Origin of the sequence: Mesorhizobium sp. B263B2A, assembly GCF_020165775.1 — a bacterium.
Taxonomy (GTDB): Bacteria; Pseudomonadota; Alphaproteobacteria; order Rhizobiales; family Rhizobiaceae; genus Mesorhizobium; species Mesorhizobium opportunistum.
The window spans coordinates 1-15,711 of the sequence record NZ_JAIUIU010000025.1 but is presented as its reverse complement, the minus strand read 5'-3'; the positions used below and the strand labels follow the sequence as shown (position 1 = coordinate 15,711).

Annotated in this window: 15 protein-coding genes and 2 pseudogenes; 11 read left to right on the top strand and 6 right to left on the bottom strand. The window is 61.7% G+C overall.

The window, feature by feature from the left end:
- Positions 1–3 precede the first annotated feature (3 nt).
- From LB568_RS27890 to LB568_RS27845, 10 genes are all read left to right on the top strand, one after another.
- Entirely contained in the window at positions 4–933 is a 930-nt protein-coding gene (locus LB568_RS27890) for an alpha/beta hydrolase (RefSeq protein WP_013897100.1), read from the top strand.
- A gap of 36 nt (positions 934–969) precedes the next feature.
- Positions 970–1,404: a YybH family protein gene (locus LB568_RS27885; protein WP_140574676.1), complete on the top strand. Its 435-nt coding sequence runs from the start codon at positions 970–972 to the stop codon at positions 1,402–1,404.
- Between the two features lie 35 nt (positions 1,405–1,439).
- The gene (locus tag LB568_RS27880; protein WP_224731830.1) at positions 1,440–2,228 is read left to right on the top strand and encodes an enoyl-CoA hydratase/isomerase family protein; all 789 of its coding nucleotides are present in this window, start codon (positions 1,440–1,442) and stop codon (positions 2,226–2,228) included.
- A 93-nt stretch (positions 2,229–2,321) separates the two neighbouring features.
- Positions 2,322–2,852, top strand: coding sequence for a hypothetical protein (locus LB568_RS27875; protein WP_224731829.1), 531 nt, complete (start codon positions 2,322–2,324; stop codon positions 2,850–2,852).
- A 6-nt stretch (positions 2,853–2,858) separates the two neighbouring features.
- Positions 2,859–3,635, top strand: a complete 777-nt coding sequence (locus tag LB568_RS27870) for an alpha/beta fold hydrolase (RefSeq protein WP_224731828.1) — start codon at positions 2,859–2,861, stop codon at positions 3,633–3,635.
- A gap of 175 nt (positions 3,636–3,810) precedes the next feature.
- Positions 3,811–4,017, top strand: a complete 207-nt coding sequence (locus LB568_RS27865) for a hypothetical protein (RefSeq protein ID WP_224731827.1) — start codon at positions 3,811–3,813, stop codon at positions 4,015–4,017.
- Positions 3,996–4,307: a DUF302 domain-containing protein gene (locus LB568_RS27860; RefSeq protein ID WP_224731826.1), complete on the top strand. Its 312-nt coding sequence runs from the start codon at positions 3,996–3,998 to the stop codon at positions 4,305–4,307. The genes LB568_RS27865 and LB568_RS27860 overlap by 22 nt, the downstream gene beginning before the upstream one ends.
- A 655-nt stretch (positions 4,308–4,962) precedes the next feature.
- On the top strand, positions 4,963–5,166 hold the full coding sequence (locus LB568_RS27855) for a CsbD family protein (protein WP_140574716.1): 204 nt from the start codon (positions 4,963–4,965) through the stop codon (positions 5,164–5,166).
- Between the two features lie 97 nt (positions 5,167–5,263).
- Positions 5,264–5,506 carry a hypothetical protein gene (locus LB568_RS27850; protein WP_013897094.1) on the top strand — a complete coding sequence of 81 codons (243 nt, stop codon included), beginning with the start codon at positions 5,264–5,266 and terminating at the stop codon, positions 5,504–5,506.
- 648 nt (positions 5,507–6,154) lie between these two features.
- Positions 6,155–6,463 (top strand): hypothetical protein, encoded by a 309-nt coding sequence (locus LB568_RS27845; protein ID WP_013897093.1) that lies wholly within the window; start codon positions 6,155–6,157, stop codon positions 6,461–6,463.
- Between the two features lie 139 nt (positions 6,464–6,602).
- Here the strand turns inward: LB568_RS27845 and LB568_RS27840 are convergent, their stop codons facing one another.
- On the bottom strand, positions 6,603–11,459 hold the full coding sequence (locus LB568_RS27840) for an autotransporter domain-containing protein (protein ID WP_224731825.1): 4,857 nt from the start codon (positions 11,457–11,459) through the stop codon (positions 6,603–6,605).
- 236 nt (positions 11,460–11,695) lie between these two features.
- Between LB568_RS27840 and LB568_RS27835 the strand changes: the two genes are divergently transcribed.
- Positions 11,696–13,345: a winged helix-turn-helix domain-containing protein gene (locus LB568_RS27835; RefSeq protein WP_224731824.1), complete on the top strand. Its 1,650-nt coding sequence runs from the start codon at positions 11,696–11,698 to the stop codon at positions 13,343–13,345.
- Positions 13,346–13,370: 25 nt separating this feature from the next.
- Here the strand turns inward: LB568_RS27835 and LB568_RS27830 are convergent.
- The 5 genes and pseudogenes from LB568_RS27830 to LB568_RS27810 all read right to left on the bottom strand — a co-directional run.
- A pseudogene (locus LB568_RS27830) lies at positions 13,371–13,561 on the bottom strand (DUF3363 domain-containing protein); the annotation flags it as partial.
- 52 nt (positions 13,562–13,613) lie between these two features.
- On the bottom strand, positions 13,614–14,252 hold the full coding sequence (locus LB568_RS27825; RefSeq protein ID WP_224731823.1) for a helix-turn-helix domain-containing protein: 639 nt from the start codon (positions 14,250–14,252) through the stop codon (positions 13,614–13,616).
- Positions 14,253–14,424: 172 nt separating this feature from the next.
- The gene (locus tag LB568_RS27820; protein WP_013897089.1) at positions 14,425–14,874 is read right to left on the bottom strand and encodes a pyridoxamine 5'-phosphate oxidase family protein; all 450 of its coding nucleotides are present in this window, start codon (positions 14,872–14,874) and stop codon (positions 14,425–14,427) included.
- 88 nt (positions 14,875–14,962) lie between these two features.
- A complete protein-coding gene (locus LB568_RS27815; RefSeq protein ID WP_224731822.1) occupies positions 14,963–15,397 on the bottom strand; it encodes a DUF2267 domain-containing protein in 435 nt (144 codons plus the stop codon).
- An 86-nt stretch (positions 15,398–15,483) separates the two neighbouring features.
- A pseudogene (locus LB568_RS27810) lies at positions 15,484–15,711 on the bottom strand (5-aminolevulinate synthase); the annotation flags it as partial.

Sequence of the window (15,711 nt, the reverse complement as noted above, 5' to 3'; positions counted from 1 at the left end):
AACATGGTTCGCAAAATTGACGTGACGGTGCCTGCGGAAGGTGGAATCGACCTCGGTGCTTGGCTGTTCGTGCCCGAAGGCGTCGGCGCTCGCCCGGCCATTACGATGGCCCACGGCTTTGCCGGGACCAGGGGGCACGGCATCGAGCGGTTCGCCCAAGCCTTTGCCGCGGCAGGATTTGTCGTTCTAGTCCACGACCATCGCAATTTCGGGACGAGTGGGGGAGATCTTCGAGGGGATATCGATCCCTGGCGGCAGGTCGCGGACTGGCGTCGCGCAATCTCCTATCTCGAGGCGCGGCCGGAAGTCGATCCAACGCGCATCGGCTTGTGGGGCACGAGCTACGCTGGCGGACACGCTCTTGTGTTGGGCGCCACAGATCGACGTCTGCGCTGCGTCGTTGCGCAAGTTCCGACGATCAGCGGCTATGAGCAGGGATTGCGGCGAATCTCGCCCGACGCTCTGCCAACGTTGGAGCATGCCTTCGACGACGATGAGCGAGCGCAGTTGCGGGGGGAGCCGCCTCGCCGGCAGGCTGTCGTGAGCGCCGATCCTTCGGTACCCGCCGCTTACCGGTCTCAGGACGCCATTGATTTTTATCTTCAGTCTCTTCCCGCGGACCTCTGGGAAAACGAAATCACTCTCCGCTCGACACGGGCAGCGCGCATGTACGAACCCGGCAATTGGATTGCCCGCGTTTCGCCAACGCCGTTGCTGATGATTGTCGCACGCGATGACCGGATCACTGTGGCAGATCTGGCGCTTGCTGCTTACGAGCGCGCGCAGGAACCCAAACAGCTCGCCTTGATGGCGGGCGGCCATTTCGACCCTTATCTGGACCAGTTTTCGCTCGCCGAAGGCGCGGCAACTGAGTGGTTTTGCGAGCATCTCGGCGACCCGCTTCGACGCTCCAGCGTCGTTCACCGGTCGTAGCAATCCATGTCAATCGAAAATGAGGCGAGTGAGATCATGACAAATGCCAAGTATTCCACTGCGGTCAGTGCGGGAGACGTCGAGGAGATTCGCGCCCTGTTCTTGCGCCAAGCCGCGGGCGAAACCGCCCATGATATCGAGGTGATCGACGCTGTGCTTGCGCATGCGCTGCCGGGACAGCCGGATCCCGTGAACTTCGTAGCCCGCGCCTATCGGTTCTGGGGGCGCGAGGCGGTCATCGAACACTTCCGTACCATCTTCACCGGAACGTGGCGCTTCGAACCGGACGAGGAAGCGATCCGGATCATACCCCTCGGCCCTGACGCGGCGCACATCTATGCGCCGACGCGCGTCACCGCGGGTCCGGCTGGCCAGGAGGCGGCGACCTACACGTTTCTCGTCAATGAGTTCGCGATCCGCACCCCCGAAGGCTGGCGCATCTCGGCCATCGTTCCCGTCCCGGCGCAGTGAGTGGCATCACCGATAGCAAGCATGAGGCGCTCACTATGACCCATCTGACCTGCACCATCGACCATCATGTCGCAATCATCACACTCGACAACGCTCCGCAGAACCGCATCGGAGACCAGATGGCCGAAGAGCTCGCTGCCGCGATGGCGCGTATCGCAAGCAGCGAAGCCAGGGCTGTACTGCTGTGCGCCGCGGGGCCCGACTTCAGCTTTGGCGGCGACATCTTATCCTGGCCGGAGCGCAGCCGCTCGGAGCTCCGGGCGACCTTCGAACGCTACATGGACGTATTCAACCAGTTCGAACGTCTGCCGTTGCCCGTCGTGGCGGCCGTGCAGGGACTTTGCTTCGGAGGCGGGCTTGAGCTCGCCTTGCGCGCCGACATGATATTCGCGTCGAGCTCGGCCCGGTTCGGCCATCCCGAGCAGACGCTGGGCATCGTGACTTTGCTTGGTGGTATCTACCGCGTTGCCGAACGGGCAGGGCGTGCGCGCGCATCGGAATGGGCACTGACGTCCGAGCAAATCTCGGCCGCAGCCATGGAGCACGCCGGCGTCGTCAACAAGATTTTCCCGGACGCCGACCTGCTAGCGGAGTCGCGCGCCTTCGTGGAAAAGCTCGCGATGGGGCCGACTCGCGCCTACGCGGCGCACATGGTGTTGCTGCGCGCCTGGGCGAATGGCGGGGTCGCCGCGGCCGACGAAATCATGTTCGACATAGCAATGCCTGTTTTCGACTCGCGAGACGCGACCGGCGGTATTGTCTCGGCCGTGGATGCGATGAAAGCCGGGAGGCCGCGACCCTCCTTTCCTTTCGAAGGCCAGTAGAGACGTTCGCCATAGCGAGCGAACCTTGCCGGCGATCGCCGTAGGTACGCTCCATCAGCGAACTGACTGTGAATCACACAAGGGATTACTGAAATGCGCAAGACGCTCTTAGCCGCTGTCGGTCTGATAGCCCTCGCCAGTGAATCTGTCTCCGCCGCACCGGCCGATTATAAAGATCCTCTCGACCCATCGACCCTGGCGGTCATCGGGTCACAGTTCGCCAAGGTCATGGAGTTAGCCAATCGGCATGATGTCGCGGCCTTGCACGGAATGTTCTGGCAATCGCCGTCGGCCCTTATTGTCGCAAAGAGCGCAAATCCATCGTCAGAAAGGAACTGGGCAGGCTTTTGGGGCAACGAGGCAATCGATCAAAAACTCCGCGCTATCGCCGCATCCGGGCCGGTCGTGCTTCAGCCAGATTTTTCAAGACTCCAGGTCGTTGGCCTGACGCAAGACGTTGCGGAATCCTATGCGCCGATAACCATTACGGTTTCATATGCGGGTCAGGACGGCACGCCGAAGCCGTTTCTGATGATCATGAACTGGATAAAGGTCGGAACGGATTGGAGGATCGCCTCCGAAGTGATCCTGCCGGTCCCACCGACGCCTGCCGTGAAGGAGTGACCGGCGATGATGAACAGGCGAACCTTCTCCGCCGCCCTGGTTGCCGGCGCTGCCGCCTCGCTGGTAGCCACCCGCGGCCTCGCCGCAATCCCCGTTCCGACGAAAGCACGCAACGTCGTTCTCCTGCATGGACTGTTCGCCGATGGCTCATGCTGGTCTGAGGTGATCGCGCGTTTACAGGGGGCTGGGCTCAATGCCACTGCCGTGCAAAATCCCCTGACGACGCTGCCTGAAGCAGTCGCATCAGCGCAGCGCGTGCTGGATCGGCAGGACGGCCCGACCGTGCTCGTTGGGCATTCTTTCTCCGGAATGATCGTCACGGAGGCTGGCGTTCATCCCAACGTCTCGGCGCTTGTCTATGTGGCGGCGCGGGCGCCGGACACAGGTGAGGACTATACGGCTCTGGCAAAGACTTTTCCGACGCCTCCGGCATCCGCAGGGATCGTTTATGATGGTGATGAGGGTCGCCTCAGCGAAGCGGCGTTCCTGCGTGATTTCGCGGGCGATCTGCCGAAGGAAAAGGCCAGGATCCTCTATGCTGTCCAGGAGCCGTTCCAGAAGGCCCTGCTGACGGGAAAGACCTCGCACGCGGCCTGGCGGTCGAAGCCGAGTTTCTATGCCGTTTCGACGGAAGATCGAACGATCAACCCCGATCTCGAACGCTTCATGGCCAAGCGCATGGGCGCCAAGACCATCGAAGTGAAAGCAAGCCACCTTTCACTGATCTCTCATCCGGGCGACATCGCCCAGCTCATTCTGGAAGCGGCAGGACAACCCGGATAACCGGGCGGTGCGAGAGACATCTCCGCCCAGGCGATGATCGCGGGTTCGCCTTCCATTGATCGGCGAGGCCGCTCGGGAGAAACGATCTGGCTCGGCACATGTCGAGCAAGCTTCAAAACAATGTGAAAGTGGAGTCTACAATGACCGAAACCTCAGCACCGAAGTTACGACACCTGTGAAACATCTGAAGGTCGTGGTGAACCGACCATTCGACCAAGTGCGCGATGCGTTTCAAGCGGCTTTGCCGCAGCTCGACGACACCGGACAGGCGCTGCTGCACGCCGGTGATATCGATCGTGCGCGCGGGGCCCTCGAAGCACTCCCCGAGCTCTCGATTTTCCAAAGCCGAATCATGGGGATGTGCTGCAAATCGCCGGATTAACGCGCAAAGCGCTCCAGTACGACATCGGCAATCCGAATACGGCGTCGAAGATGACCAGGCATCAACTCGCGGCCGCGCAATATGCGCCGTTTCGCGTCGTACTCTACGAAGATGCCGAGGGCCGCGCCGTCTTCGAGTACGACAAGCCCTCCTCACTCTTTGGCCAGTTCGGCGATCCTGCGGTGACGGCAATTGCCGAAGGCCTCGATCCGCTATCGAGCGGGCCATCGCCCAGGCTGTCGGCTGAAACGGCGCCAGGGCAGCGGCGAGGCAGCCCTGGCCTGCTCTAGCCACCAGAGCAAAATCCAGCCCACTGGCGATCTCCGATCGGCGTGCCTAAACTAGATAGCGTCGTGACAGGCATGACGGTACTTTTCCCCTGCTAGCGGAGCGGCAAGCTTTAAAATCAACACCGTAAGATGTTGACGGCCCGTGGGCCGGCTTTCGGCGCCGAAGAAAAGAAAAAATCTAGATAGATCAATTATATAACTGGATTTTAAACAATCGAGTAGGAATGATTCAGACCCACTCAAACGCCGCCGAAAATACGTCAGTGTGCGACGTAACACGCTGAAAGCAAAAATAGATCCCTCCAGGGACAATCAGCGACAATCGGGACGCAGAGATTGGCTCTGATGGACCGCTTGACGGACCTCCCACATACCATGACGACCGCAGTGCTGGCCTCTCATAGGCCAAGCTGCGGTTTCCCATCGTTACCCCGTTCCCCATGGCAATTCTTCCATTCAGCCGGAACAAGCCCCTTCGTTTCCATTAGGCGCGGTGGAGGAGTTTTCCATGGCAAGAATGCTTTCTGACCGCAAAGGGCGATATGACTTTGTGTCAACCGATCTGGCGTCGGGCAGTGCGCTGGCTGTTCCAGGAACATACTTGCCTGGATTGCGTTTCCTATTCCGGACCTTCGAAAACAGGGAGACCGGTGTCATGGACTGGAACCGCGTGGAAGGAAACTGGAAACAGGTGAAAGGCGAGGTCAAGCAGCAGTGGGGTAAACTCACCGACGATGACCTTGACCGCATCGCCGGCAAACGCGATCAGCTCGAAGGCAAGATCCAGGAGCGTTACGGCATCGAGAAGGATCGTGTGCGGCGCGATGTCGATGATTGGTACAGCCGACAAGGTTGGTAGGCGTCAGGCCCTGTGCGCCGGCGGTCGCCGCCCCTTTGTGGCGCTCCAGTGGAACAATATACCGACATCGAAATTCTCCTATCAAAGGAGGCGAGTGATGGAACTCATTGATACTCGGGTGCTCCACCAAGCAGGAGCCGACTGGGTCGAATTCCATGGAGAAGGCGGCGAGTCCGTCAGAGTGACGCTTGCCGCCGGCGACAGGAACCGGACAGACGACGAAATCATAAATGCCGCCAAAGCCGTGCTGGTGCAGGTCGCGACATTCGGCATGGCGGACGAAGAAGCGAATGCCCGCGCGCCACAGACTCCGGCATTCACTGTTGCCAGGCAGAACTGACATGGACCTGTTTAGACGTGTTGTTGAATTCCTCGGAAAGACGCGGTCGCCTCAAGCCTCCGGTGACATGCTCACACAGACGGGGGCTGGCCCAGCTGTTGCGGCCCACTCAAAGGATGCGGCCTCGAACACCCCGACAGGCCACAATCCGCTGGCCACGGCAAAGAAAGCACGGGTCGAAAGACGGCGACACGGGCTGCTGGACGTTGATTGACACCGCGTCGGGCACAAGCCCGAGGCGTATCTTAGGCGGAATTCGTAGCAAGGAATCGTGCAGTGGCAGAAAATCTTTCGCGAGAGAAGGAGCAACAAGGTACCAGGAGGTTAATGATGTGGGCGGTCGCGGCTGTGGCCGTGATCTTTATAGTTCTGCTCGCTCTCTTCGTGTTCGGCCCTTGGGCATAATCCTCATCGTGACTTGGCTGCCGTCCTTCGATCCTGCGTAATTCCCGTTGATGACGAAAACGGGACTGTCGAACATCCACTCGTCCTCCAATCCGAAACAGCTCCAGGTTGCGTAAGCCGGCGCCGAGCGACTGCCGGAGGAGTTTCAAAGGCCATGATTAACAACTCAACGATCGACGGAACATATGTTGAGACCGCTGGTTTGGTAACTGCAATGCAACCTCATCAAAAAGGATGTTCGCTATGTTTGCCAAACTTCTTTCTGCATCAGTGCTGACCCTGGCGTTGGCCACATCGGCCATGGCACAATCAAATGGATCCGGTACCAACAGCGGTACCGGCTCGAACAACGGTACCGGCGCCGCGTCCGGAACCAGCGGCGGAACCACCGGCTCTGGCACGCCCGTGAACCCTTCCGATCCCAGCACCACAAATTCCACAACCCAATCGAACGGCATGACCGACCGCTGTAAGGATGCCGCGGGCAACGACACCGACAACAACACCGCCTCCGGCACGACGACATCGGATATGCAGAACTGCAACAAATGAGCGGGTGCACCAGAGCGCTGCCGGACGCTGCTCCTTTCCACGCGTCGGCAATGATCCGGCGGCGTTTTTGCGGATGCAATAGCGGCAGACGCCGATGCGCCGGATCGGCTCCGTCTCTTTTCGTTCACGCCGCTCCCCATCAGAATTTGACGTTGAAGTTGAAGCGCGCCGACTGATCGGAGATTCCCGAGCCGAACTGGCCGCCATAGGAAACGCCGAGGGTGGCATTGGGCGTGATCGCATAATCGAGACCGGCTTCGATCACCGCGGCATCCCGGGCGATCGGGATCCCGCCGATGTTGAAGGCATTGCCGCCGCCAGCAAAGCGCATGGTCGAGGTCGGCGCCATGTCCCCGAAGGCATGGCGCCAGCCGGCCATGCCCTTGGCGGTGAGCGTGGTCCCGCCGATGTCGAAGGTCGTCGATGCTCGAAGGCCGAGTGTCGCGAAGGTCGAGTGGGTGTTGGCCGAGGCGCCGGTCAGCGCCGCTGCGCCGCCCTGCTCGGTGAAACCATCGGTGCGGAGGTTCACGTAGGCAAGGTTGGCAAAGGGCTCGAACCGGGCGCCGCCCGCGCTGAAGCCATAGGCGAGTTCGCCGAACATCTGCGCCGTCGCGGCGTTGTAGTCGCCCTTTAGACTGTCGCCGAAGCCAGGGAACGTCACGCTCCGGCTGGTCGAAACGTCATGCCAGGTGTAGGCAGCACCCGTTCGGAACGCGACATCACCCCAGGCGGTGCCGCCGTAGAGTCCGACATAGTAGTTGTCGCTCGAACCTGAGGAGTGGCGATCCTTCACGTCGAAGGAGGTCTGGCTGTAGCCGGCAACCGCGCCGAAGCGCCAGGTGTCGAACACCGGCGCATCGGCGCCGAAGAAGAAGCCGCCGGTCTTGCGGTTCAGATGGGCGGCGTTGCCGTCACTACTCGTATGGCCCCACGAGCCGAAGCCCTGGCCCCAGACCGCGAAACGGTCGGTGTTCGCCTTGACCGTCACAGGCTTTCCGCCGTCATAGGTCGAGACCGTGCCCGATGCGCCGGCGGCATCGAAGGCCGCGCGGATGCGGTCGTTGACGGCGTTGCGGATGAAGCGGCTGTCCTCGATCAGCGCGGTCCTGGCCGAGCCATGGATCTCGCCCGAGAGCTGGTCGAAGGCATATCGCGCCTGCGGAGCCGACAGGTTCACGACCGCGCCGTAGAGCGGGTTGCCCCAGCCGAGGCTCTCGACGCCACCGCCAGTGGCCCTCTGGTTCGCAGTCGGGCCGACGCCCGCGAAGTCGATATTGTTGCGGGTCATCGTCAGGTAGACATTGTTGGCGTCGTAGCTGAGCGAGGGATCGAGGAAGGCCAGGTCCGAAGTCGCCCCGGTGAAAGTGCCGGTTCTCCCGCCGCTCGCGGTCACGATCGTGTACTGGGTTTGCGGTACGTAGCTGCCCGCCCCCGCCAGCACCGTCACCGTGCCGCCGTTGATCGCGGCGGCACCGCTCGCGATGATCCTGTCGGATTGCCCTCCCGCATCGACCTCGACCTCATAGATGGAGCCGGTGTTGAAGGTGATGTTGCCGGCGATATTGATTGTTCCGATCGAATTGCCGGGCGCTACAGTGCCGGAGACGGTTGTATCACCTACCGTGCCGGTGCCCTGGAGGCGGCCAGCCGAGAGGACATCCAGCATGCCGCCGAGCGAACCGTTCACCGCCAGCGCCCCGCCGGCAATCGTCGTTGTGCCTGTGAAACCGGAGGAATCGCCTGTCAGGTTGAGCAAGGCCGTGCCAGTCTTGTTGAAGCCGCCATCGCCCGACAGCACGCCGGCATAGGTCGCGTTGGCGGACTGGTCGAAGGTGAACGACGCGCCCGAGGCAATGGCCGCATCGCCGCCGAAGCGCTCGGCCGAGGAGGCCAGCCCGCCGGCCTCGATCGCCCAGTCGAGCGATGACAGGCCGGCCAGCGTCAGCACGCCCGTGCCGCGTTTGATCATCGCGCCGCTTGTGCCGTTGAGCGCGGCGATGTCGCCAGAAAAGTTCGCATTGCCTGCCTGGTCGAAGACCAGCGTACCGGCATTGCCGATATTGCCTGAGATCGAGGCGGCATTGCCGATCAGCGTGCCTGCCGCGACAAACGTGTTGCCGTAGGCATTGGCGCCGTTGTCGAGCCGCAATGTGCCGCTGCCCTGCTTGATCAGGTCGCCGCTGCCCGAGACCACGCCCATCAGCCCGAGTTCGGTGCCGGCCGCGACATCGAAGCGGCCGGCCTGCGTCAACGATACCGCGCGCGCGGTGTCGAAGCTCGCCGTGGTCGAGAGGGTGCCGCCCGCGAAGATCAGGCCGCCCGTGGCTGCGCCCAGATTGGCGTCGCCCGACACCGACAGCGTGCCGCCCGAGATCGTGGTGCCGCCGGTATAGGTGTTGGTTCCGGTCAGGGTCAGCGTGCCGGCGCCGGCCTTGGTAAGCGAGGCGCCGCTCCAGCCGGTCGCAAGGTTCGCCGCCTGATCGGCCAGCACCGTCCCGACCGTGAAGCTGTCGGTAGCGTTGGTCAGCGTGAAGGTGCCATTGGCGAGATTGTTGCCGGCGTTCCAGGTCAGGCCATAGCTGGCGAGATATTGCAGATTGTCGGCCGATTTGCGGGTGGAGACGGTGAGGTAGTCCACCGTGCCGCCGAAGCCGCCCACGTTGATGCTGGCGAAGTCGCCGCTGATGCCGGATGCGGTATCGATCAGCACCATGTCGAGCTGGCTCGCATCGGTGATGCCGCTGATGTTGAAGGTGACGCCGTTGCCGATCGTGATGCTGTCGGCGGTAAGCCCGGGGCTGCTCGCGCCGGCGGCGATGGACAGGGCAGTGCTGTCGCCGAAGGTCACATTTTGCGCGACGTTCAGGGTTGTCGGCGCCTGGATCGCCAGCGTGCCTCCGGTGACGTTGATGCTGCCGGCCAGATTGGTGATGCCGCCCGATATGCCGTTGCCGAACTGGAGCGTGCCACCGGCGATGGTCGTGCCGCCGGTATAGATGTTGGCACCGGAAAAGGTCAGTGTGCCCGTGCCGGTCTTGACCAGCGAGCCGCTGCCGGAGATGACGCCGACCACCTCGGTCGAGAGATTGTTCGAGCCGACCGTCAATTCGTTCGCGCCGAGGATGTAATTGCCGGCGCCCTCGATGGAGCCTGCGGTCAGCCGGCCATCACCGTTCGGGCCGGTGCTGTTCGAGAAATCGACCGTTGCACCGGCGTCGTTGATAAGCGCGGCATTGCCCGCCGTGCTGGTGTGGTAGAAACCAAGGAAACTGTCGTTGGTGATCGTGGCATTGCCAGCCGTGCTGGTGTGGACGAAATACAGGCCGCTGCTGTTGGTGATGGTGGCGGCACCAGCCGTGCTGGTGTCGTAGAATTCCAGGATGCTGTTATTGGTGATCGTGGCATCGCCCGCCGTGCTGGTGCCGTAGAATTCCAGGATGCTGTTATTGGTGATGGTGGCGCTGCCGGCCATGCTGGTATCGTTGAAATGCAGGATGCTGTTATTGGTGATGGTGGCACTGCCCGCCGTGCTGGTGCCGTAGAAAGTCAGATTATTGTTGTTGGTGATGGTGGCGGCACCAGCCGTGCTAGTGTCGTAGAATTCCAGGGTGTCGCTATTGGTGATCGTGGCATTGCCAGCCGTGCTGCTGCTTAAGAAAGACAGATAGCCATAGCCGTTGTTGGTGATGGTGGCGCTGCCGGCCGTGCTGGTATCGTTGAAATGCAGGAAGTTGTTGTTGGTGATGACGGCACTGCCGGCCGTGCTGGAGCCGTAGAAAGTCAGATTATTGTTGCTGGTGATGGTGGCGGCACCAGCCGTGCTGGTGTCGTAGAAAGACAGGGTGCCGGTGTTGGTGATGGCGGCATTGCCGGCCGTGCTGGTGTCGTAAAAACTCAGCAAACCGTAATTGGCGATGGTCGCGCTGCCCGCCGTGCTGGCGTCGTTGAAAGACAGATTGGTGCTGTTGATGATGGTGGCGCTGCCGGCCGTGCTGGCGTCGATGAAAGACAGATTGGTGTTGTTGGTGATGGTGGCATCGCCCGCCGTGCTGGTGCCAAGGAAATCCAGGGCGCCATTGTTGATGATAGTGGCGCCGCCCGCCGTGCTGCTGCCGTAGAATCGCAGTTGGTTGTTGTTGGTGATGGTGGCATTGCCGGCCGTGCTGGTGCCGTAGAAATTCATGCCGCCGATATTGGTGATGGCGGCGTTGCCCGCCGTGCTGGCGTCGATGAAAGACAGATTACTGTTGTTGGTGATGGTGGCATCGCCCGCCGTGCTGGTGCCAAGAAAATCCAGGATGCCGTTATTGGCGATCGTGGCATTGCCAGCCGTGCTAGTGTCGTAGAATTCCAGGATGCTGTTATTGGTGATCGTGGCATTGCCAGACGTGCTGCTGCTTGAGAAAGACAGATAGTTGTTGTTGGTGATGGTGGCGCTGCCGGCCGTGCTGGTATCGTTGAAATGCAGGAAGTTGTTATTGGTGATCGTGGCGCTGCCAGCCGTGCTGGTGTCGTAGAATCTCAGATCATAGTTGTTGGTGATGGCGGCATTGCCGGCCGTGCTGGCGCCCGAGAAGTTCAGGGTGCTGTAGTTGGAGATGGTGGCGCTGCCGCCATTGATCGTGATGCCGGTCCCCGTGAAAACCTGCCCGGCCGTGAGACTGAACGCGTAGTTCGAGGCTCCGGCATCGAGCGTCCAGCCGTCGAAACTGCCGGAGGAACCCAACGTCAACGTGGTCGTGTTCGAGGCGCCGAAGGTGGCCGTGCCGGTCGGCACGCTACCAGGGGTCCAGTTGTTCGCGTCGAAGAAATCGTCCGATCCCGGATTGGCCTGCCAGGCTGCGTCCTGTGCCCGCGCCGGTCCGGTGGCCGGGAGCGTCAAGGCCAGCGCCAGAGCCGTCGAGGCCAGCAAGGCTTTCCGCAGCGGGCCGCCCAAGGATTCCGTGTACAGGGAAGTGACGCCGCGCGCCGAAGTCGAAGGTGTTCTTGTGTCCATGGTTCCCCAGCCCGCAAAGAAAGGCGCGGCCGCCGGATACCGATTCACCCTTCGCCCACGTTATTGTTGGCCAACCCTGCCATCGCGCGCCGGAAACGTCCTGAATCGGAGGACGCGATGTTCTGAACGTTTCCGTTATTTTCTGAATGGACCGCGCCTTGCCGCGTTTTTAAGATGATTTGAGCAGTTTTCGGGATAGAGCCGTTGTTGTGCGGCTTGGGGGGAATAGGCGCGCCGTGTTGCGGTTTTTAGGCTTTGAATTGGATCGGCAGCGGGCCGAACTGCGCGGGCCGGAGGGCGCCGTCATCAGAATCCGGCTGAGAAGCCTCGAACTGCTGAAGGTCTTCGCCACCAATCCGGGGCGGGTTCTCAGCAAGCAGGAACTGATGGAGGCCGTTTGGCGGGATATCCATGTCGGCGAGGACAGCCTGTTCCAGTCCATCCGCGAGCTTCGCACCGCTTTGGGTGACGAGCAGCGGCAGGTCATCAAGCTGATGTCCGGCCGGGGCTATCTGTTCGCAGCCGCGGTGTCGGGTGGGGCGGAAATGGATGCCCCCGGCCCCGCGCACACGGCAATCGGAACCGAAACGGAGAACCAACCAGCGCCGGGCCGGCGCGATTCCGGCATGCCGCGCCGCGCCGCGCTCGTTGCGATGGCGGGGCTCGGCGTAACGGCCCTGGTGGCGGCGATGTGGCGCCCCCGGCTCTTCACGGGCTCGCCCGTGACCGTCTCGGTGATGCTCATGGCGGCGGCGACCGATGATCCGCTGGCTGCCCGGATGGCTGCGGATGTCACCCGCGACCTGACCGACGGGCTGGCGAAGATCGAGACGATTCGCGTGATGCTTCCGTCCGGCGTCGCACAGAGCGCCGATTATGTCCTCAGCAGTGAGCTGGAGAAGACCGAAACCACGTGGAATTTGCGCGCGCGCATGACCGAACCGGCAACCGGTGCGGTCATGTGGACGACGTCGCTGTCCATCGATCGGACCGGCGCCGATGCGCAACTTCAGCAGACCCGCCTGACCGCCGGCATGGGCCACCCGCTGGCGCTGCGCATCAACGCGCTGCTGAAAGCAGGTGAGCACGCGGCCGAAGGCTGGCCGACCGGCACCGCCAAGGTCGCCATCGAACAGGCGACGGCCTCAATCAACCACACGACGCTGGAACGCTTTCGCGCCGCGCTGGCGATCCTGGAGAAAGCTCTTGCCGACGATCCCGACAACGTCGACCTGCAGGTTGCGCTGGCGGCGTTTCAACTGCGCGGGGTTCAGATGGCCTGGTTCCCCACCGCCGAGCGCGAGACGGTCGAGAATAGCGTCGGCGCGATCATGGCACGCGCGTTGCGCGCACGGCCCGATTACATCCCGGTGCTGGAAACGCAGTGCCGGTTTCTGTCGGCGACCAACCAGTTCGTCGAAAGCCTGGTGGCATGCGGCAAGGCGCTCGCCCATGATCCATGGGACGGGATCGCGCTATACCTCGTCGGACTGTCCCAGGTTTTTCTGGGCCGCTTCGACGACGCACTGGCCTCGTTCAAGCAGGCGGATGGGTTCGATACGCCCCGCGTAGCGCGCTGGACATGGGCGCTCGGCGTAGGCTGGACGTACCTTTTGATGGGTCGCGCGGAAGAAGCCTTGCCCTGGCTGCAACGATCGATCGCCATCACGCCGGGCACCGGACGCACGCATATGGCTCTGGCGGCGGCCTATCAGCAATTGGGCCGAGCCGACGACGCCAGGGCCACCATGGTGGCGGCCATGGAACTGTGGCCCGGCTCGACCGCGCGCAACGCGCCGCCGCCCACCAAAAATTGCAGTGCGATTTATCTGAAGGCGTACGAACGGGTTTTGCGGCTGATGGTGGCCGCCGGGTTGCCGGAATGACCAAGCGCCACGTGCTAAATACCGAGCCCCTCTGCCGCCCCAACTGCCACGACACCGAGCCACCTGCACGATGCCGCTGACTTCGGTGCGGAGCTGGCGGTCGATGACCGGCCGCCACGGCATGAGGGTGAACTCGTGCGCCTGCTCGAGCACGGCGAACTTGCCGCTCGATAGCTGAACGGTCCCGGGGAGTTTGCTGCTGACGGTCTCGCCATCGAAATCGAGGTGGCACGATGGTTCTGGCGTTCTGCCCAGCAGTTTTCGCGCGTCATCCACCCATTTCCAGCAGCATGTTCTGCTTCAGTATTTCGATGCTCCGCAAGCCGAGCAGGCGAATGACGCTTTTGTCCTTCAAGCGGGTGAAGACCCGCGACACCGTCTCGATGGTGAGGCCGAGATAGTCGCCGATATCCAGTCGCGACATCGGCAACTCGATTTGACGCAGGCCACCCTGACGTTCCGCCATGTCGACCAGGAATGCTGCGACGCGTTCGATGGCATTCTGGCGGCCGAGGACCAGCAGATGCTCCTGGGCCCTGATCAAACCCTTGAGTGCAAGCGGCAGCAACTGACTGGACATATCTGCTGTTGAGGCGATCCGGAAGACGCGAATGCCGGTCGCACCGATTGCCTCGGCGAAGAAATGGTGTGTGGCATCGGCCTCGAAGCCGAAGGTTTCTCCGGCCAAATGAAAGGCGCTGATCTGCCGGCGGCCGTCAGCCAGCAGCCGGTATACACGAACGGCGCCGAATTCGACCTGGTAAAGAGGCCCGGCCTTTTCGCCTTGGGCGTAGATCTCTGTGCCGGCGGGGAAGAAGCTGACCGGCTGTGCCATGGCCCCATCGAGAAGCGAGAACGGGCTCGGCTGCGATGGCAATTCAATCTTGGCGATTTGTTGTGCGTACATGGCTGTGTTCCCGATTGATCCGCGACGACAGCAATCGCGCGATTCCGGGCCTACCGAAATTCGGTTATATCCCTAAGGAAAACTACTTAGGTATTCGCCGGGATGTCAGGGCCATTGGACGCGTGCGACCTGATAGTGTGCCGTTGCGCTCGATGGACAACGCCCCAGCACACTAGCTGTCCATGGCCTCCCGCCCCGAAACCGTGGCGACCAAAATGCGGAAGAAGACGTGTGGAAGATCGGTCGCAACCTCGGACTTCTCAGGTTTGAGAGCGCCAGGCTCCCACCAATCGGCGTGCTTGCTCAGCAGCGCCCAGGCATGATCGCGCTGCACCTTGTGCCCAATCCGGTCGGGCAATTCCTCGTAACGGCCATCGGCGACAATGCTCCTCCAGCCTCGCCCTTCGCCGTGTTCGTCAATCTGAACAGACACCAGTGGATTGGCTCGCATCCATTCGATTTTCTTGCCCGGCATGGAGAACGCGTAAAGATGAGCATCCGAATAAGCGTAATGGAGGGGAACGACATAGGGCTGACCGTCCTTCGCGCATGCAAGACGGGCCACGCGGTTGGCGCCCAACAATCTGGTACATTCCAGGACGGAAAGTGTGCGGATCAGCATCGATGCGATCTCCTGTTCTTGTCTGCTTTTGCATCAGAGCCAGCGATGTGCCGGCCGGTCTCTTACGGCCCGGCGGTCGCGGAATTGGTCAGTCCGCTGGCCACAGCTGACGAAGCGACTTCTTCATGGATGCCCTTAGCTGCACGATCTCGCCGTGCGATATATGTCGATCGAGCAGCATGAAAACCGCGTTGACCGCCACATCGAAATCCACATCTTCATCATATCCGAAGCTGTTGCGGACACTGAGAACAAAGTCGCGTTTCTTACGACCATGGACTGCGGCCGATGGCTTCCAGCCTTCGAAGTACATGCCGCGAACCAAGACAGGCAACTGTGCTGAAAGATCAGCCATTTCCGCTTCGGACAGCCAGTCCCGCAGCGTGTGCAGAACGCATCGCAACAGTCGGCAAGCACTTGGTTCGCTCCAGCGGAGATCCCTGGCAAGCTCCTTTACCCACTGTTGAGCCTGCTGGGCGGCGTGGTTCAAATCGCCAAAAGACGTCTGGGACATGTGGCTCATGGTCTGCTCCTTGGAGGTTTGTTGTCATCCTGGAGCGACGCCGAGATCGGCGCCTTGCGCCTGATCAATGTTTTCTCTTTGCGGCTTCAGCCGCCTGATTTGGGCGCGAGCAGCGGAACGATCCGGTCGCTCTTGGCGACAGAAGGCCGGCCGGCGGAACCATAGGGAATGCCCAGCGCATCCCAGGTCTCGACCAGCGCATCCTGCAGTCCCGCGATCAGTTCATCGGAATGGAACGGCGTCGGCGTGATGCGCAGCCGCTCGGTGCCGCGCGGCACGGTCGGGTAGTTGATCGGCTGGATATAGATGCCGTG